Source organism: Streptomyces uncialis, assembly GCF_001905345.1.
Lineage (GTDB): Bacteria > Actinomycetota > Actinomycetes > Streptomycetales > Streptomycetaceae > Streptomyces > Streptomyces uncialis.
The window spans coordinates 688,859-705,726 of record NZ_LFBV01000010.1; the positions used below are offsets into that span (position 1 = coordinate 688,859).

The 16,868-nt window shown below is 73.7% G+C and carries 13 protein-coding genes; 4 read left to right on the forward strand and 9 right to left on the reverse strand.

Going from position 1 to position 16,868, the window contains the following annotated elements; all coding sequences use genetic code 11:
• The first annotated feature begins 8 nt into the window (after positions 1–8).
• Positions 9–212 (forward strand): DUF397 domain-containing protein, encoded by a 204-nt coding sequence (locus tag AB852_RS33170; protein WP_073793869.1) that lies wholly within the window; start codon positions 9–11, stop codon positions 210–212.
• 152 nt (positions 213–364) lie between these two features.
• On the opposite strand, the gene AB852_RS33175 is transcribed toward AB852_RS33170, so the two are convergent.
• From AB852_RS33175 to AB852_RS40095, 6 genes are all read right to left on the reverse strand, one after another.
• Entirely contained in the window at positions 365–1,369 is a 1,005-nt protein-coding gene (locus AB852_RS33175) for a glycoside hydrolase family 6 protein (protein WP_073793870.1), read from the reverse strand.
• A 63-nt stretch (positions 1,370–1,432) separates the two neighbouring features.
• Entirely contained in the window at positions 1,433–2,095 is a 663-nt protein-coding gene (locus tag AB852_RS33180; protein WP_073793871.1) for a class F sortase, read from the reverse strand.
• Between the two features lie 40 nt (positions 2,096–2,135).
• Positions 2,136–2,711 carry a hypothetical protein gene (locus AB852_RS33185; protein ID WP_073793872.1) on the reverse strand — a complete coding sequence of 192 codons (576 nt, stop codon included), beginning with the start codon at positions 2,709–2,711 and terminating at the stop codon, positions 2,136–2,138.
• A 609-nt stretch (positions 2,712–3,320) separates the two neighbouring features.
• Entirely contained in the window at positions 3,321–4,727 is a 1,407-nt protein-coding gene (locus AB852_RS33195) for a hypothetical protein (protein ID WP_073793874.1), read from the reverse strand.
• Between the two features lie 229 nt (positions 4,728–4,956).
• A complete protein-coding gene (locus AB852_RS33200; RefSeq protein WP_073793875.1) occupies positions 4,957–5,736 on the reverse strand; it encodes an HAD-IIA family hydrolase in 780 nt (259 codons plus the stop codon).
• Positions 5,737–5,898: 162 nt separating this feature from the next.
• Positions 5,899–6,045 (reverse strand): hypothetical protein, encoded by a 147-nt coding sequence (locus AB852_RS40095; protein ID WP_178391177.1) that lies wholly within the window; start codon positions 6,043–6,045, stop codon positions 5,899–5,901.
• A gap of 360 nt (positions 6,046–6,405) precedes the next feature.
• Here AB852_RS40095 and AB852_RS33205 point away from each other — a divergent pair, with 360 nt between their 5' ends.
• Positions 6,406–8,007, forward strand: coding sequence for an MFS transporter (locus tag AB852_RS33205; protein ID WP_073793876.1), 1,602 nt, complete (start codon positions 6,406–6,408; stop codon positions 8,005–8,007).
• A 29-nt stretch (positions 8,008–8,036) separates the two neighbouring features.
• Here the strand turns inward: AB852_RS33205 and AB852_RS33210 are convergent, their stop codons facing one another.
• Positions 8,037–8,966, reverse strand: a complete 930-nt coding sequence (locus AB852_RS33210; protein ID WP_245877009.1) for a hypothetical protein — start codon at positions 8,964–8,966, stop codon at positions 8,037–8,039.
• A 713-nt stretch (positions 8,967–9,679) separates the two neighbouring features.
• Here AB852_RS33210 and AB852_RS33215 point away from each other — a divergent pair.
• On the forward strand, positions 9,680–12,556 hold the full coding sequence (locus tag AB852_RS33215) for an alpha/beta hydrolase (protein ID WP_073793877.1): 2,877 nt from the start codon (positions 9,680–9,682) through the stop codon (positions 12,554–12,556).
• Positions 12,557–12,870: 314 nt separating this feature from the next.
• On the opposite strand, the gene AB852_RS33220 is transcribed toward AB852_RS33215, so the two are convergent.
• Positions 12,871–14,043 carry an ROK family transcriptional regulator gene (locus tag AB852_RS33220; protein WP_245877010.1) on the reverse strand — a complete coding sequence of 391 codons (1,173 nt, stop codon included), beginning with the start codon at positions 14,041–14,043 and terminating at the stop codon, positions 12,871–12,873.
• Positions 14,044–14,098: 55 nt separating this feature from the next.
• On the opposite strand from AB852_RS33220, the gene AB852_RS33225 reads away from it, so the two are divergent.
• On the forward strand, positions 14,099–15,193 hold the full coding sequence (locus AB852_RS33225; protein WP_073793878.1) for a Gfo/Idh/MocA family oxidoreductase: 1,095 nt from the start codon (positions 14,099–14,101) through the stop codon (positions 15,191–15,193).
• A gap of 680 nt (positions 15,194–15,873) precedes the next feature.
• On the opposite strand, the gene AB852_RS33230 is transcribed toward AB852_RS33225, so the two are convergent.
• Positions 15,874–16,614 carry a YidC/Oxa1 family membrane protein insertase gene (locus AB852_RS33230; protein WP_073793879.1) on the reverse strand — a complete coding sequence of 247 codons (741 nt, stop codon included), beginning with the start codon at positions 16,612–16,614 and terminating at the stop codon, positions 15,874–15,876.
• Positions 16,615–16,868: the final 254 nt, after the last annotated feature.

Below are 16,868 nucleotides of genomic sequence, written 5' to 3' on the forward strand. Positions count from 1 at the left end.
GACACCAGATGATGCGGTACGACCTCCCCGAGCACGGCTGGCGGAAGTCCTCCTACAGTCCTGACAACGGGGGCAACTGCGTTGAGCGACAGCTGACCGCCGATGGGGAGGTCGCCGTCGGTGACAGCAAGTGCCGGGCGCTCGGGGCGCACGCGTTCGCCCCGGCGGCCTGGCAGAAGTTCGTCACCGCCGTCGCACACGGCGAGCTGTGAGGTAGGGGCCGAGCCGGCCGGGTTCGGCGCCACGGTCCTCACGCGGCAGGCAGCCCGTCCAGGCGGCAGTGGGCGAAGCGGTCCCGCTTCGAGTGATCACCGGCTTCGGGCCGACCGACGCACTCGTCCGGTCGGCCCGAAGCCCGCAAGGCTCAGTTCTTGCTGGACTTCGCCAGCTCCAGGGCGTATTCGGGCCACCAGGCGCCGGCCTTGGGGCCGCCCTTGCACTCGCCGTCCGACTCGCCGGGGCGCTTGACCCACAGGAAGGCGTGCACCAGCGGGTCGCCCGTCTTCGTGGTGGGCGTCTCACCGAGCGCGCGGCCCGGCGGGTTGCACCAGCGTTCGTCCGGGTTGCCGCCGGTGAAGGGGCCGTTGCCGTTGCGGCTGGTGTCGATGACGAAGGGGCGTCCGCCGACCTTCGCGGAGAGTTCCTTGCCGTACTTGACGCTGTCGGCGGTGGAGTAGAAGTTGGAGACGTTGACGGAGAACCCGTCCGCCTTCTCCACGCCCGCCCGCTTCAGGGGCTCGAAGATCTGGTCGGGCTTGCCCCAGCCCGCGTTGCCCGCGTCGACGTACACCTTGGTGTTCTCCGACGACTTCAGCTTCTCGACCGCACCCCACAGCAGGTGGTAGCGCTCCTCGTGGAACTGCTTCGGGGTGCAGCCGTCCACCAGGTGCAGAACCGCGTCCGGCTCCAGGACGACCGTCGTGGGACGGTCCCCGATGCCCTTGACCACCCCGTCGATCCAGGCCCGGTACGCGTCGCCGTCGGCGGCGCCGCCGCCCGAGTACTGGCCGCAGTCGCGGTGCGGGATGTTGTAGAGGACGAGCAGGGCGTCCCGGTCGGCCTTCTGCGCGGCCTGGGTGATGCCCCGCGTCTCCTCCTCCGGGTTCTCCACACCGATCCAGTCCGCCGTGGGCTGGGCGGCTATCTTCCGGATCTGCTCGGCTTCCCGGTCCTTGCCGTCGTTCTCGTACGCGGCGACCTGATCGGCCGCGTACCCCTCCGGGTTGACCCAGTACGGGTCCTTGTCCTTGGGCTGCTGCTTCATCGGTTCCGGCTTGTCCCCGCCGGAGTCGCTCCCGCCGGAGGAACACCCCATCAGCAGCAGCACCGCCCCCGCGACCGCCGCCGACGCCCGCACCTTGCCGTACATCCATTCCCCCTTGGGCACCGTCCGAAGTTCAATCCTGACATACGTGATCTCCGAATCCGTGGTTCAGGTACGGGCACCCGTCAGATACGCGGACACCACGGTGTTCGCGCTGTACGTACCGCTCGCCCGGTCGAATGTCCCGGCGCAGGTCAGCAGCCGGAGTTCGGCCCGGCCCCGCTCGTGCGGCCCGTACACCCGCGCGGCGTCGAAACGGTGGCGGTCCACGGTCTCGACGTCCTCGACGGTGAACTCCGCGACCGTGGCGTCGGTGCGGACCACCCGGATCGTGTCGCCCGGCCGGAGAGCGCCGATCCGGTGGAACACGGCGGGCCGGGTGTCGGTGTCGGTGTGCCCGACCAGCAGGGCCGCGCCGGGTGCCCCCGGGCGGGTTCCGCCGCCGTACCAGCCGACGATGCCGGGCTGGTCGAACGGGGGCGGGGCCACGGCGCCCGCCCGGTCCAGGCCCCGGCGGACGACCGGTGCCTGCACCCCGATCGCCGGGATGTCGACGCGGGTCGGCGCGGACGGGGCGAGCGGGCGGAACGGGGCGGGCGGTCCGTCGCCCAGCGGGCGGCCCACGGCGGCCACGTCCCCGGTCGTCGGGGCGGTCGTTCCACCGGGTACGGAGGTGAGTTCACGCCCCCAGAGCCACAGGCCCAGCAGGAGGACGGCCCACGCGGCGCCGATCGCCAGCCGTCCGCTACCGGAGGTACGGGGTCCGGTCACGGCGCCCTGCCTGTGCCGCGTTCCGGGGCGGTGCGGGGCCTCATGGTGTGGCGTCCCGGTCGGGGCGCGGGCGGCGGGGACGGGTGCGGGTGCGGGTGCGCAGGGAGACGGCGAGGGCCGCGGTCGCCGCGAGCAGCAGGCCGACGACTGCCTGGCGCAGACCGGGACCGGTGCCCGTCACGCCGTCGCCTCGCGGGCCGGCCGCCCCGCCGCCGCCCGCGCTGACCGGGGCCGTCGGGGACGGGGCCGGTTCCGTCCCCCGGGCGGTCACCGTGACCGTGACGGGGCGGGCCGCGCGGTGGCCCTCGCAGGTGGCCGTGACGCCGTGCGGGCCGGGGGACGCACCGGTGCGGAGTCTGGCCTCGCCGTGCAGATCCGGGCCGTCTGGGGCCGGGGCGAGGGTCGCGGGGGCGACGAAGGCGGGGGAGGCGGCTTGCGCCACGGCCGCGGGGCAGCCGGTCAGACGCAGTTCCACCTCGGTGCCGGGGGGTGCGTGGGCGGGGTGCAGGGTGAAGGTCGTGGGCGGGTCGGTGGGGGCGGGTGCGGAGGCCGCGGCGACCAGTGGGAGGACTGCGAGGATGCCTGCGGCACGCTTGGTGATCGGGCGGGTGCGCATCGTGAACCTCCTGGTAGTCACCAGGGTCACGCGCGGGGGGCCCGGGCGCGCCTCCGGACCCGGTGCGGTACTCCGTTCGGGGGCCTTTCGGTGTACGGGTCGCCTTCGCTTGCGCTTGTGAGGTCTGTCCGGCTGGGCGTACTTGTTTCCCGTGCCGTCGCCCGGTGGTTTTGCGCAGTTCCTCGCGCCCCTGAGGTTCCCCACCTGGGCGTACCTGTTCCTGTGCAGGTGGTCCGGGGGTGCGCGGTTCCTCGCGCCCCTGGGGTTCCCCACCTGGGCGTACCTGTTCCCGTGCGGGTGGTCCGGGGGTGCGCGGTTCCCCGCGCCCCTGGGGTTCCCCACCTGGGCGTACCTGTTCCCGTGCGGGTGGTCCGGGGGTGCGCGGTTCCCCGCGCCCCTGGGGTTCCCCACCTGGGCGTACCTGTTCCCGTGCGGGTAGTCCGGGGGTGCGCAGTTCCTCGCGCCCCTGGGGTTCCCCACCTGGACGTACCTGTTCCCGTGCCGTCGCTCCGGGGGTGCGCAGTTCCCCGCGCCCCTGGGGTTCCACCTCTGGACGTACCTGTTCCTGTGCGGGTAATCCGGGGTGCGCGGTTCCTCGCGCCCCTTGGGTCATCCCCTCTGGGCGTACTTGGTTCTGTTCGGTGTGCTGCGGGCTGCTTGCAGGAGGGTGGGGGCCGCTGGGCTCATGTGGCGCTTTCGGAGGTCCAGGACGGGGGACGGGTTCGAGAGGCCCTGGGACGCCAGCAGGTTCATCAGGGACCAGATGGTCTCGGAGCGGCCCGTCACCGGGATCTCCTCGCCGTCGGGGGCGATGACCGTGGCCGCGGCGAGACCCGCGAGCAGGCTGGTACGGCTCCAGTCGATCATGTACGTCGTGCCGCCCGGGTTGACGCTGAGGACGACATCCGTGGTGCGGTGCAGGACGGCCAGGTAGTCCATCGGCACCGTCAGCCGACGGGCGGCGTCGAACGGGGGCGTGCCGTCCACGGGATACACACGCAGCACGATGTCCAGGACCGGACCGTGGTCCTGGAAGACGTCCGTGCCGCCCATGTGCAGGAACCGTCCAAGTGCCAGGACTCCCCCGCGGCGCGACCACCGGCGGCCGACGGAGCCGAACCCGGCCCGCTCTCCCGGCAGGTCGTCCACGATCCACCGGGCCTCCTCGCCCGGCTCGGTCGACGGCGCGCGGTCCTCGGGGTGGGCCTCCGCCCATTCGGCCAGTTCCGTGTACCGCGCCGCAAGCCGCGATTCCAGGCGCCGGACGTCGATCGTGTCCCCGTTCATCGCGACGCCACCCGCCGCACGCGAGATCCGCATCTGCCGCAGCTGGCGGCCGACGCGCCGGGTCACCTCCGTCGTACGGCCGTCGAGGCCGATGACGCGGCAGGTCCTCGTGCCCGCGAGCAGCGTGCTGCGCGGCCATTGCGGGACGACCCTGCTCTGCCCCGGCGCCGCGGCGGGCTCGACGAGGACGACCAGACGTCCGACGGTGACCGCCGACAGGCAGAGGGACGGTATCCGCCACTCGTCCGTGATCTCGAAACCGTCGGCGCCGTCGGCGTCCTCCGCGCCGTGCACCCGCAGCCTCAGTCTGATCAACGGCGTGAACTCGTCGGGCGTGTACTCCCGCCAGTAGGACGTGAAGGTCGCCTCGCCCTCGGGGCTGTACCGGACCAGGGACGCCTCCAGGACGTCCGCACGTACCAACTCCGCGGCCGGTGTGCCGTTCGCGGAGTGAGGGGCCCACATCACGAAGGTGTTGTCCCCGTAGGAGACCTTCGTGACCTTCAGACGGTTCTTGCGGGTGACCAGGGGGAGCTCTTTGTACGTGGTCCGCCTCGCCATGAGGACGATACCGAGCACGCCCACGAATCCGAGGGTGAAGGCGATCCAGGCCCAGTCGTCGCCCTCGGACCAGGCGATGCATCCCACGAGCAAGGCCAAAGGGACGGGCAGCAGACAGACCGTGGTGAAGAGGCAGTTGCCGACGAACACACGGGTGTAACTACGCATGACCCCACCTCGGTTCGACCCGTCCCCGGCCCCCATGGTCCCGTCACACCCCCCGAAGGCGCCAGCCGCCTTCGCTCGCGCCTTCGGGGTTCCACACCTGGCCGTACGTGTCCCTGTGCGGGTCATGCGGACACCGGTTGCGTCCCGAAGGGGCGCGGGGAACTGCGCGAAACCACCGAGCGACGGCACAGGAACAAGTACGTCTACCCGCGAGGACCCAACCCGGGGATCAGATCCGGTCGACCAGGTCCGCGATCGAGTCGACCACCCAGGACGGCCGGAACGGGAACTTCTCGATCTGCCGGCGCGTGGTGAGCCCCGTCAGCACCAGGAACGTCTCCATCCCCGCCTCCAGTCCGGCAAGGACATCCGTGTCCATCCGGTCCCCGATCATCGCGCTCGTCTCCGAGTGCGCCCCGATCGCGTTGAGCCCCGTCCGCATCATCAGCGGATTCGGCTTGCCCGCGAAGTACGGGTCCTTCCCGGTGGCCTTGGTGATCAGCGCGGCGACGGAACCGGTGGCGGGCAGCGGCCCCTCCGCGGAGGGGCCGGTCTCGTCGGGGTTGGTGCAGATGAACCGGGCGCCGTCGTTGATGAGCCGGACGGCCTTGGTCATCGCCTCGAAGGAGTACGTACGGGTCTCGCCGAGCACGACGTAGTCGGGGTCGTGGTCCGTGAGGACGTACCCGATGTCGTGCAGCGCGGTGGTCAGCCCCGCCTCACCGATGACGTACGCGGTGCCCCCGGGCCGCTGGTCCTCCAGGAACTGCGCGGTGGCGAGCGCCGAGGTCCAGATGTTCTCGACGGGCACGTCGAGCCCCATCCGCGCGAGCCGTGCGTGCAGGTCCCGCGCGGTGTAGATGGAGTTGTTCGTCAGCACGAGGAAGGGCCGCTCGGACTCCCTCAGCTTCTTGATGAACGCGTCGGCGCCGGGAATCGGCACACCTTCGTGGATGAGGACCCCGTCCATGTCGGTGAGCCAGGATTCGATGGGCTTGCGCTCTGCCATGTGCCGGTCTCCTGAAGATCCATGGTGCGGTGCTGATGTGGCGCCGGAACGACTCCGTACCGACGCCACCCAGGGTAGTCAGCGTGGCCGGATACCGACCCCGCAGGCCGTCCCCCACGCCCGCCCGCCCCGGCGGGCACCCGACCGCCACCGCACCGGTGTTCAGCGGCGCCCCCGCAGCTTGCCCAGCAGCCGCTGCGCCTGGGCCCGGCGGCGCGGGTCGGACGCGGCCCGACGCACCTCGGACACCGCGCGCTGCCCCTGCGGACTCCGCACGAACTGCTTGATCCTGTTCACCAGTCCAGCCATTTTCTGCTCCTCATGACGCTGTACCCGCTCAACACCGGTGAAGCCCGGTCGATTCCGTCGCCCGATCCGGTCGCCGCTCCCCTACCCAGGTACGGGCCGACCGCACATCTGTACGGAAACCGGCACCGGACCGTGGCGGACCCGTGAAGAACCAGGGAAGTGGCCGGTCAAGACACGGCGCCCCACCGTACGACGAGTACCCGGGCCACTCCCACACCGGTACAAGTGCCTAGCCGCACCCGCGACCGGACCCGTGGCCGAACCCGTACCGCCGCACCCGTACCGCCGACCCCCTACCGCCGGAACCCGCGCCCGCCCGCCTCCGTGCCCCCGACCCGCCCCCTTGGAGACAGTGCCTTGATGACCAGTCGACCGACCGACCGCGCCGGACGGCGGCAGTGGGCGGGGCTCGCCGTACTCGCCCTGCCCACGCTCCTCATCTCGATGGACGTGACCGTCCTGTATCTGGCGGTGCCGCAGCTGAGCGCCGATCTGGGGCCGTCCTCGACCGAGCTCCTGTGGATCATGGATGTGTACGGCTTCCTGATCGCGGGCGCGCTGGTGCCGATGGGCGTGGCCGGTGATCTGTTCGGCCGGCGGCGCCTCCTGCTGCTGGGGGCCGTCCTGTTCGGTGTGGCGTCGGTGCTCGCCGCGTACGCCGACAGCGCGACGACCCTGATCGCGGCGCGGGCCCTGCTCGGGATCGCGGGCGCCACCCTGATGCCGTCGACGCTCTCACTCGTGCGGGTGATGTTCCCCGACCCGGCGCAGCGCGGGGTGGCGGTCGCCGTGGTGATGACGAGTTTCTCGGTGGGCACCACCATCGGGCCGCTGCTCGGCGGACTGCTGCTGGAGTTCTTCTGGTGGGGCTCGGTGTTCCTGATGGGCGTGCCCGTGATGCTGCTGCTGCTCGTCCTCGGGCCGCTGCTGCTGCCGGAGTACCGCGATCCGGCCGGGGGGCGGGTCGATCCGCTGAGCGCCGGGCTGTCGGTCGCCGCGATGATCGGCGTCGTCTACGCGGTCAAGGAGGCCGCCGCGCACGGCCCGAACGGCACGGCGCTGCTGGTGGGCTCGCTGGGGCTGGTGCTCGGCACGCTGTTCGTACGGCGTCAGCTCACCCTGGCCCACCCGCTGCTGGATCTGTCCCTGCTGCGGAACCGGGTCATCAACACCTCGCTCCTCACCTATCTGCTGGGGATGTTCGCGATGGGCGGGACGCAGGTGTTCATCGCCCTGTACCTCCAGGAGGTGCTGGGGCTGTCGCCGCTGCTGGCGGGGGTGTGGATGGTCCCCGCGTCGCTGGGGACGGTCGCGGGTTCGCTGATGGCGCCGGTACTGGCGCGGCGGTGGCGGCCCGCGACGGTCATCACGGGGGGCATGGTGCTGGCGTCCGCCGGTTTCGTGCTGCTGGCGCTGACGGGCGTGGACGACCTGCCGACCCTGATCGTCGGATACCTGCTGGTGGCGCTGGGCCTGAGCCCGATGATCACCCTGTGCACGGACCTGGTGATCAGTACGGCGCCGTCCCGGCGGGCGGGCGCGGCGTCCGCGCTGTCGGAGTCCGGCGGGGAACTGGGGGTCGCGCTGGGGGTCGCCGTGCTCGGCAGCCTCGGCACCGCCGTGTACCGGTCCCGGATCGACGGCGAGCTGCCCGAGGGACTGCCCGCGAAGGCGACGGAATCGGTGCGCGACACCCTGGGCGGGGCGGGACGGATCGCCGCGGACCTGCCCGGTGACCTCGCGGACGCCCTGCTCACGGCGGCACGCGGAGCGCTGACCCTGGGGCTGAACCTGACCTCGGCGACCGCCGCGGCCGTGGCCCTGGCGACAGCGGTCTGGGCGGGCGTCCGGCTGCGCCACGTCCCGTCCACGCCCACGACCGCGCCGGGGCGCGCGGAGGGCGACGGGAAGGGCGGCGGGAAGGGCGAGACGTCGGACACGGCCCTGGCGGACCGTGACTGAGCGGGGACCTCGTGGCCGCGCGGACGCGATCAGCGGTGGTCGCGCGGCGGGGTGAAGCGGCGGACCGCCAGATAGAGGGCGATGCCCCCGAGGACGAGGGTGAGCGCGGCGGCGACCAAGGCGGTGGCCTGGGCGCCCGTCACGGCGAGTTCACGCGGCAGCGGACCGGGCGTGACCGGGGCGCCGGACCGGACGGTACCGGGATCGGAGGCGCGGGGCGGGCCGGTCGTCGTGGTGGCCGGGGCGGCGGGCCCGGTGCGCACGTCGAAGGTGTACGGGTCGGACTCGCCGACCCATTCGCCGTCGTCGCCCCGGCGCTGGACCAGCGCGGCGGTGGCCGTGACCTCGCCCGGGGCCGCGTCCCGCGTGACCGCGAGCCTGACCCGGACGGGCACGGTCCGGTGGGCGGGGACCGTGAACCCGTCGCCGTCGAAGACGCCCACGGTCTCGTCCCGGCCGGTGCGGGTCGTGCGCGCGGCCCGCCATCCGGAGCCGTCGTGGAACTCCAGCCGTACCTGTTCGGGCCGCAGCGTCCGGTCCTCGTCCACGAGGACGACGACCGGGTGGACACCCCGGTACCCGGTCCCGGTGGTGTTGACCAGGCCGAGGGTCCAGGACTCGGGGGGCGCGCCGGGCCGGTAGACGTCGGGGGCGCCCTCGATCCGGGTGGTCAGCGGGAACGTACCGGCGCGCGGGGTGCCGGGCACGGGCGCGGGCGGGTACGGGGGGACGGGGACCGCGGCGGAGTACGGGGAATCCGCGGCGGAGTACGGGGGCGCCGGGGGGTGCGCGGGGCCCCCGGGCCGGGCGGGAGCCGCGTGCGGAACGGACACCGCAGGGCCGGCGGAAGCGGCGGGGGCGGCACCGGGGGCGAGGGCCAATTCCGACGCCAGGGCCGACGCCGGGGCCGGGGCCAGTGCCAGGGCGAGGGCCAGGGAGGCGGCTGCTCCGGCGAGCATTCGACGGATGCCGCGTCCGGCGGGCGATCCGCGGAAAGGGCGGCATCCGGCGGGCAGCGCGGGGACACGTCGTCCGGCGGGCAGCTCGCGAACAGACCGTCCGGTGAACAACTGGCGGACACGGCGGGCGGCGGGCGGTCGGCGGACACGGCGGGGCTGGGACATGGGCGCGCCTTCGGGTCGTGGACGCACGAGGTCTTCCGGGCGCCCGCGCCCGCCGAACGGTACGGCGGCGAACCCCACCCGATCAGCGCCCGGATGTCGCCTGAACACCGGCCCCTTCCCCGCACGGCGGGAGTTCTCGCGCGCACACCGGAACCGTCACCCGTCCGTGCCGCACCGGTGTCACCGCCCGATCCCCGTCCGGACCGCGCCCCAGCCCCGTCAGGTCCCGCACCCGGTCCGGTCAGGACCAGCGCCCCATCAGGACCCCGCCCCCGTCCCGCCCGAACCCCGTCACGACCCGCACCCGAACCCGTGAACGCCCCGCCCCCACCCCGTATGTCCCGCGCCCGAACCCCGTATGTCTCGTACCGGGACCCCGTGGACGTCCCGCGCCCGAGCCCCATCAGCCTCCCGTCCGGGCCCCGTTGGCTGTTTCCCGCCACCCGCCGGACCGGAGTCAACTCCGGTCCGCCCACTTCGGTCCTGCGGAGGAGGAGGCCCCTGTTCTTCCGGGGCCGGGAGCAGGACCGAACGCAAGGAGGACCACCTTGATCCGTGTCTCGCGCAAGGGTGCCGCCGCCGTCGCGATGCTCGCGCTGGCGGCCGGGGCCCCGGAGCTGGCGTACGCGTCACCAGGAGCGGCACCCACGCCCGGCACCGCCGGAGCAGCAGGGGCAGCAGGGGCAGCAGGGGCAGCAGGGGCAGCAGGGGCAGCAAGAGCAGCAGGAGCAGCCGGGGACAGCGTCGGCGCCCCGCTGCCGCCGGGCTGGCGCGTATCGGGGGCGGGCGCCGGCCGGGAGCTCATATGGACGCCGTCCGAAGCGCTGCCCATCGGTGACGCCCGGGTCGAGTTCCACTCGGGCGGGCGGCTGCTGGGTGTGCCCGTGCCCGACCGGCGGCAGGAGACGTTCCGGCTGCGGGTCGGGACCGCGCGGATCGGCCCGGGGGACGAACTGCGGGTGTCGGCGGGCGGACGGTCGCTGGACGCGGCGGGCAGGCCGGTGGGTGTCCCGTCGTCCCGGGAGTCCGCGAGACCCCGGGCGGTGAATCCGGCGCCCGCGCCCGTGAACCCGGTCGACCCGGGGGTGAAGGGCCGGTACGGGACCGTCAGCGGCGAGTACAGCCTGGCCTCGCTGAAGCTGCCGGGCATACCGCGCGAGGTCGAGATGAAGGCCGTGGTCGTCGGCCCGCGGAACGCGCCCGGCAAACGGCCGGTCGCCCTGTTCCTGCACGGCAGGCACGTCACCTGCTACGACACCACGTCCGACACCGCGATGGACTGGCCCTGCGCGGACGGCTACCGGCAGATACCGAGCTACCGGGGCTATCTCCACGACCAGAGGCTGCTCGCCTCGCAGGGCTATGTGACGGTGTCGGTCTCCGCGAACGGGATCAACGCGCAGGACAGCAGGCTGGACGACTCCGGGGCGCAGGCGCGTTCGTCGCTCGTGCGGCAGCATCTCGCCCGGCTCGCGGGCTGGTCCGCGAACCCCGCGAGCGCTCCGGCGGCCGTCCGCGCGCTGCCCAGGGCCGATCTGGACAAGGTGCTCCTCGTCGGGCACTCCCGGGGTGGCGAGGGCGTCAACCGCGCCGCGCTGGACAGTCTGTACCGGCCGCCCGCCGACCAGGAAGGCCATCCGGGGCCGGTGCGCTGGAAGATCCGCGGCACCGTCCTCATCGGCCCGACCGCCTTCGGCCAGAACCCGGCGCCCGATGTCCCGTCGATGACGATCCTGCCGGGCTGCGACGGCGATGTGTACGACCTCCAGGGCCAGATGTACGCGGACCGTACGCGCGGGATCAGCCGGGGCAGGGCGCTGCACAGCTCGGTGTACATGGTCGGCGCCAACCACAACTTCTTCAACACCGAGTGGACGCCCGGCCAGGCCGTCGCCCCGGCCACCGACGACTTCCGGCGGACCGACGACGCGGTCTGCTCGCCGGGGACGGCGACCCGGCTGAGCGCGGAGCGGCAGCAGCGGGCGGGTTCCACGTACATCGCCGCCGCCGCGCGGCTGTTCGTCGCGGGTGACGACAAGGTGCGCCCGCTGCTCGACGGCAGCCACCGCAGGGCGCCGTCCGCGGGTCCCGTCCGCGCGCCGGCCCAGGCCGTCGGCGGCAACCGCACCGCCGCGGTGCTGCCCTCGGCCGCCACGAAGGTGGCGGGCGGGCGGATCTGCGAGCACCTCACCGGCGACCGGGCGAAGGTGTGTCTGCCGCGCCCGGGCGGGACGGAGTCACCGCACTTCGCGCACTGGATGCTCGGGACGGAGCCCGGACGGCACTCGGTCACGGCGAAGTGGAGCCGGTCCGGTGTCCCGGTGCGGGTGACGCCCGAGCGGTCCTTCTCCCTCGCGGGCTCGCGGTCGCTCGCGCTGCGGATGTTCGTACCGCCCAACACCACCGGTACCGAGCTGGACGTCGGTGTCACCGACACCTCGGGCAAGCGGGCCCGGCTGGGCCGGGTCACGGTCGACGGACTGCCGGGCACCGACATGACGACGTCCGCGTGGGGCCGGGAACTGCGTGTCCCGGTGAAGGCCGCGGTCGCCGCCGGGCTGGACCTGAAGAGGATCAAGAGCCTGGAGCTGACGCCGCGGACCGGCTCCGGCAAGCTCTGGCTGGTCGACGCGTGGGGCTGGCGCCCCGGTACCCCGGCCGTGGGCGCGGTAGCGGAGCTGCCGCGGGTCGACCTGGGACAGGCGACCGTCAAGGAGGGCGACTCCGGGGTGCGGACCCTCTCGATCCCGGCCCGGGTACGCGGCCGGGGCGAGGGCGAGGTACAGGTGTTCCTCCCCGGCTCCACCGGGGAACGGCCGGTTACCCGGACCGTGACCGTCAAGCCGGGGAGCGGGCAGCGCATCGAGCTGCCGGTCGAGGTCGAGGGCAACACCCGCTGGAGCCACGACATCGAGCACCGGGCCTACGTCAAGGCCGTCCGGGGCGCGGTGATCGGCTCGTACGAGGGCACGCTGACCGTACGGAACGACGACCCGATGCCGAGGGTCACCCTGACCACGGTCGCGGACGACGTCACCGAGGGGCGGAGCCTGACCTGGCGGGTGACCCTGTCCGAGGCCGTGGACACGGACTTCAGCCACGCGGGGCTCGTACTGCGGCCGGTGACCTCCGGCAGGGAACTGGACACGGACGACGCCGACCGGCAGTGGGTCGAGACCCAGTTCGGGACGGTCCCGGACCCGGCGCTACCCCTGTCGGGGCTGTACGACCCTCCGTACGCGCCGTACCTGTGGGCCGACATCCAGCCGGGCCGGTCCAGCGCCGACATCTCCGTGCCGGTCACCAAGGACACGGTGACCGAGCCGGAGGAGTACCTGCGAGCGCAGCTCGTCGTCACCCCGGAGGACGGCGGTGAGCCGAGTTACGGTCCGGAGTTCACCGGTACGGTGCGGGACGCCCCGTAGCGGTAGCGGTTAGCTGTCCCCCCGGGGTGCCCGGGTTCCCGGGGTTCCGGGGATCAGGGGTTCCGGGGTTCCCGGGTCCCAGGGGATCAGGGGATCAGGGGATCAGGGGGCGGCGGGGATCAGGGGGGCGGCGGGGATCACGGGGCCACGGGGGGGCGCGCCGCCGGGGGCCGCGGCGCTCTTGCGGTCCCCGGGGAACCCGACCGTGCCGCCCGGTGCGCACGGCGTACTTGGGGCCGCGCTCACCCAAGGCGTGCGACGCACCCGGAGCCGTCCGCCCCGGTGGTGTCCGTCGGGCTCCTGCGGCGGCTCCCTCATCCGCCGCGGCCGAAGAGCGGGGCCAGCAGCAGCTGGGCCGCGCCCTCGGCGACGAGCCGGTCCCCGCCGGGCACCGTGCGGACCGGCACGTCATCGGGGTCGCCCGTGCGCGCGGCCCGGGCGCCGAGCGCTTCGCGCACGCCCCTGACGTACACCCCGGGGGCGTCCCGTACGGCGCGCCCGCCGAGCACCACCGCCCGTACGCCGAGCAGTCCCGCCAGGTTGGCCGCCCCCGTGCCGAGCACGCGCGCGGCCCCGGCCGTGTCCCCGCGTGCCAGCGCGGCCAGGCACACCGCCTCCAGACAGCCGCGGTCGCCGCATCCGCAGGGCGGGCCGTCGAGCTGGACCACCTGGTGGCCGAACTCGCCCGCGCCCCGGAGCACCCGGCCGTCGAGGACGAGGCCCGCGCCGAGTCCGGTGCCGAGGTGCAGATACGCGAACGACGCGCCGTCCGCCCCGGCGAGGGCCAGCCCGAGGGCGGCGGCGTCGGTGTCCTTGCCGACCACGACCGGTGTGCCCAGCCGCCGTCGCAGTGCCGTGCGCAGCGGGAAGCCGTCCCACTCGGGGAAGCCGGTGATCCGGCGCGGCACGCCGGTGCGGTGGTCGAGGGGGCCGGGCAGGGCCACCCCGGCGCCGAGCGGCGCGGCGGCGGCGGGGGCGAGGCGGGCGCGCAGCGCGTTGACGGTGTCCGTCACCGCGTCGAGGACGGCTTCCGTGCCCGCGCCGAGGTCCAGCGGGGTACGGCGTTCGGCGACCACCGTGCCGTACAGGTCGACGAGGACGGCGGTCAGCCCGTCACGCTCCATATGGACGCCGACGGCGTGCGCGGCGCCGGGGACGAGCCGCAGCGGGGTCGCGGGTTTGCCGCCGGTGGAGGGGCGCCGGGCGGTCTCGGCGACCAGGCCCTCGGTGCGCAGCCGGGCGGCGATCTTGCTGATGGCCTGGGGGGTGAGTCCGCTGGCCGCGGCGAGTTCGCGGCGGCCGGTGCCGTCCGGGCCGGCCGTCCTCAGCAGGCCGAGCAGCAGCGCGGTGTTGTGGCCGCGCAGCACGGGCAGGTTGGCGCCGCCGCCCCCACCGCCGGCGCCCGCGAGTGCGTGGCGGGGGCCCGCGGCCCTGTCCTCGCCGTCGCGGTCGTCCTCGCCGCTGTCCGTGCCGTAGCCCGTGTCCACCCGGTCATTGTCCCTTGTGCTTGCACTTAGGCAACAGCGTTGCTTAAGTGAGACCATGACCACAGCCGGAAACTCTCCCCTCCGTGTCGCGCTCATCGGGTACGGGGCGGCGGGCTCCGTGTTCCACGCCCCGCTGATCGCCGCGGCGGACGGCCTCGTCCTGGACACCGTCGTCACGGCCAACCCCGAGCGGCAGGAACGGGTGCGCGCCACGTACCCGGGGGTCCGGATCGCCGACGGCACCGACGAGCTGTGGTCCCGGACGGGTGAGCTCGGGCTCGTCGTCGTCGCGTCCCCCAACCGGACCCATGTGCCGCTGGCCACCGCCGCGCTGCGGGCCGGTCTGCCGGTGGTGGTGGACAAGCCGGTGGCCGGCACGGCCGCGGAGGCGCGGGAGCTGGACGCGCTCGCCGAGTCCCGCGGGCTGCTGCTGTCCGTCTTCCAGAACCGCCGCTGGGACAACGACTTCCTCACGCTGCGGCGGCTGCTCGCGGGCGGTGAGCTGGGGGAGGTACGGCGGTTCGAGTCCCGCTTCGAGCGGTGGCGTCCGCAGCTCAAAGGCGGCTGGCGGGAGTCCGGGGACCCGGAGGAGATCGGCGGCCTGCTGTACGACCTCGGCAGCCATGTCGTCGACCAGGCGCTGGTCCTGTTCGGCCCGGTGGACACGGTGTACGCGGAGGTGGACGTACGGCGTCCCGGCGCCGAGGCCGACGACGACACGTTCCTCGCGCTCACGCACACCAGCGGGGTCCGTTCGCATCTGTACGTCTCCGCGACGGCCGCGCAGCTCGGGCCCCGCTTCCGGGTGCTCGGCTCCAGCGCCGGTTACGTCAAGTACGGCCTCGATCCGCAGGAGTCGGCGTTGCGCGAAGGCGCGAGGCCCGGGGCGGGCGGGGACGGCGGGTGGGGTGTGGAGCCCGAGTCGCTGTGGGGCCGGGTGGGCTCGGGCGAGTCCCCGCTGACGGGTGGGGGGCGGCCGGAGCCGACCCTGGCGGGTGACTATCCGGCGTTCTACGCGGCCGTGGCGGACGCGGTGCGGGGGGTGGGGGCGAATCCCGTGCGGGCGCGGGAGGCCGCGGGGACGCTGGAGGTGCTGGCCGCGGCTCGGCGGTCCGCGGAGGAGGGGGCGGCGGTACGGATTCCCGTGTGACGCGGAGGCCTGTCCGGCTGGGCGTACTTGTTTCCTGCGCCGTCGCTCGCCGGGTTTCTTGTGCGGGGCGCACTTCGTTGCTGTGCCGTCGTTCGGTGGTTGTGCGCAGTTCCCCGCGGGTCGCCTTCGCTTGCGCTTTTGAGGTCTGTCCGGCGGGGCGCACTCCGTTCCTGTGCTGTCGCTCGGTGGTTGTGCGCAGTTCCCCGCGCCCCTTTGGGGCGCATCCGGCTTGTTCTTCGGGTCGGTGCCGGTCGGGATTCTCCGTCCTCGATCCGACACGCTCGGTACGACGTGCAGCGACCCGACTGAAGAGCATCGGAGTCTGCGGGCAGAGATTCCCGCCCACCCCCTCCCGCAGCAGCGCGACTGCGAGAGGAGGGGGTTCAACCCCGTCCAGGGCTGACGTCGGCCCGCAGACTGACGACAGCCCCAGGTGGGCGCCCCTTCAGGGGCGCGGGGAACTGCGCGAAAACGAGGGCCGACCCGCACCCGGCGAACAACCCGAAGGGGCAGCATCCAGGGGCGCGGGGAACTGCGCAAAAGACGAGGGCGGACCCGCACCCGAGAAGCGACCGCAAGGGGGCAGCATCCAGGGGCGCGGGGAACTGCGCACCCCCGGACGTACCCGCACGGGAACAAGTACGTCCAGGTGGGGAACCCCGAAGCGCCAGCGAAGGCGGTCAGCCCGGGAGTACGGACGGGGCGGCGCCGCGGTACAGGGTGGCGCGTTCGGCCGCGCTCCACGCCGTACTCGTCACCACGTACAGCGCCGCCGCCAACGGCACCACGGCAACCGTGACCAACGTCAGGAACGACACCAGAGGCATCACCCGAGCCATCGTGTCCATCCCCGGCAGCGGCTGCCCGCCCGCCCCGGCGGGCAGTTCCGCCGCGGCCATCTGCGTCTTCGCCAGACGGTAGCTGAACGTCGCGACCCCGGCGACGACGGCGAACAGCACGAGGTACACGAGCCCCGCGCTCCCGAACACCCCGCCGTCGGCCCAGGTGTCGGCCCAGCGTCCGCCCAGCGGCGCCGCGCCGAGCGAGTGCCCGAGCAGGGCGTTCGCCTCGCCGCCGATGCTGGTGCTGGAGAACAGGTGGTAGAGCAGGAAGAACGCGGGCACCTGGAGCAGACTCGGCAGACAGCCGGACAGCGGCGACACCTTCTCCGCCGCGTGCAGTTCGAGCACGGCACGCTGGAGCCGCTCGGGGTTCTTGCGGTGCTTGACCCGCAGCTGTGCGACGCGCGGCGCCAGCGCGGCCTTCGCCTTCTGCCCGCGGGCGGCGGCCCGGGACAGGGGATGGACGAGCAACCGTACGCACGCGGTGAACAACACGATCGCCGCGGCGGTGGCGGAACCGGCGAACAGGGGGTCGAGCAGGTCGGCGAGACGCGCGACGAGATCGGCGAAGACGGACATGGCGCGGGGGCCCTTCCGGGAGAGGTCGTGCCGGGAGACGGACGCGAGGGGGCGCGGACATGGGTCCTCGCCCCGGCGTGACGGCATGGCGCGCGCCGGCACCCATGGCAGCCCGTTCCGTACCGGGGGCGGTGCCCTCACGGTGGGACGTGCTCCCGGCCAGGGACCGGGCCCCGGACCGCCCGGACGCACGCTCCCGTACGGGGCGGACCTCCCGTACGAGGACGGGGGCCGGCCCGGACAGGGCGGGCGGG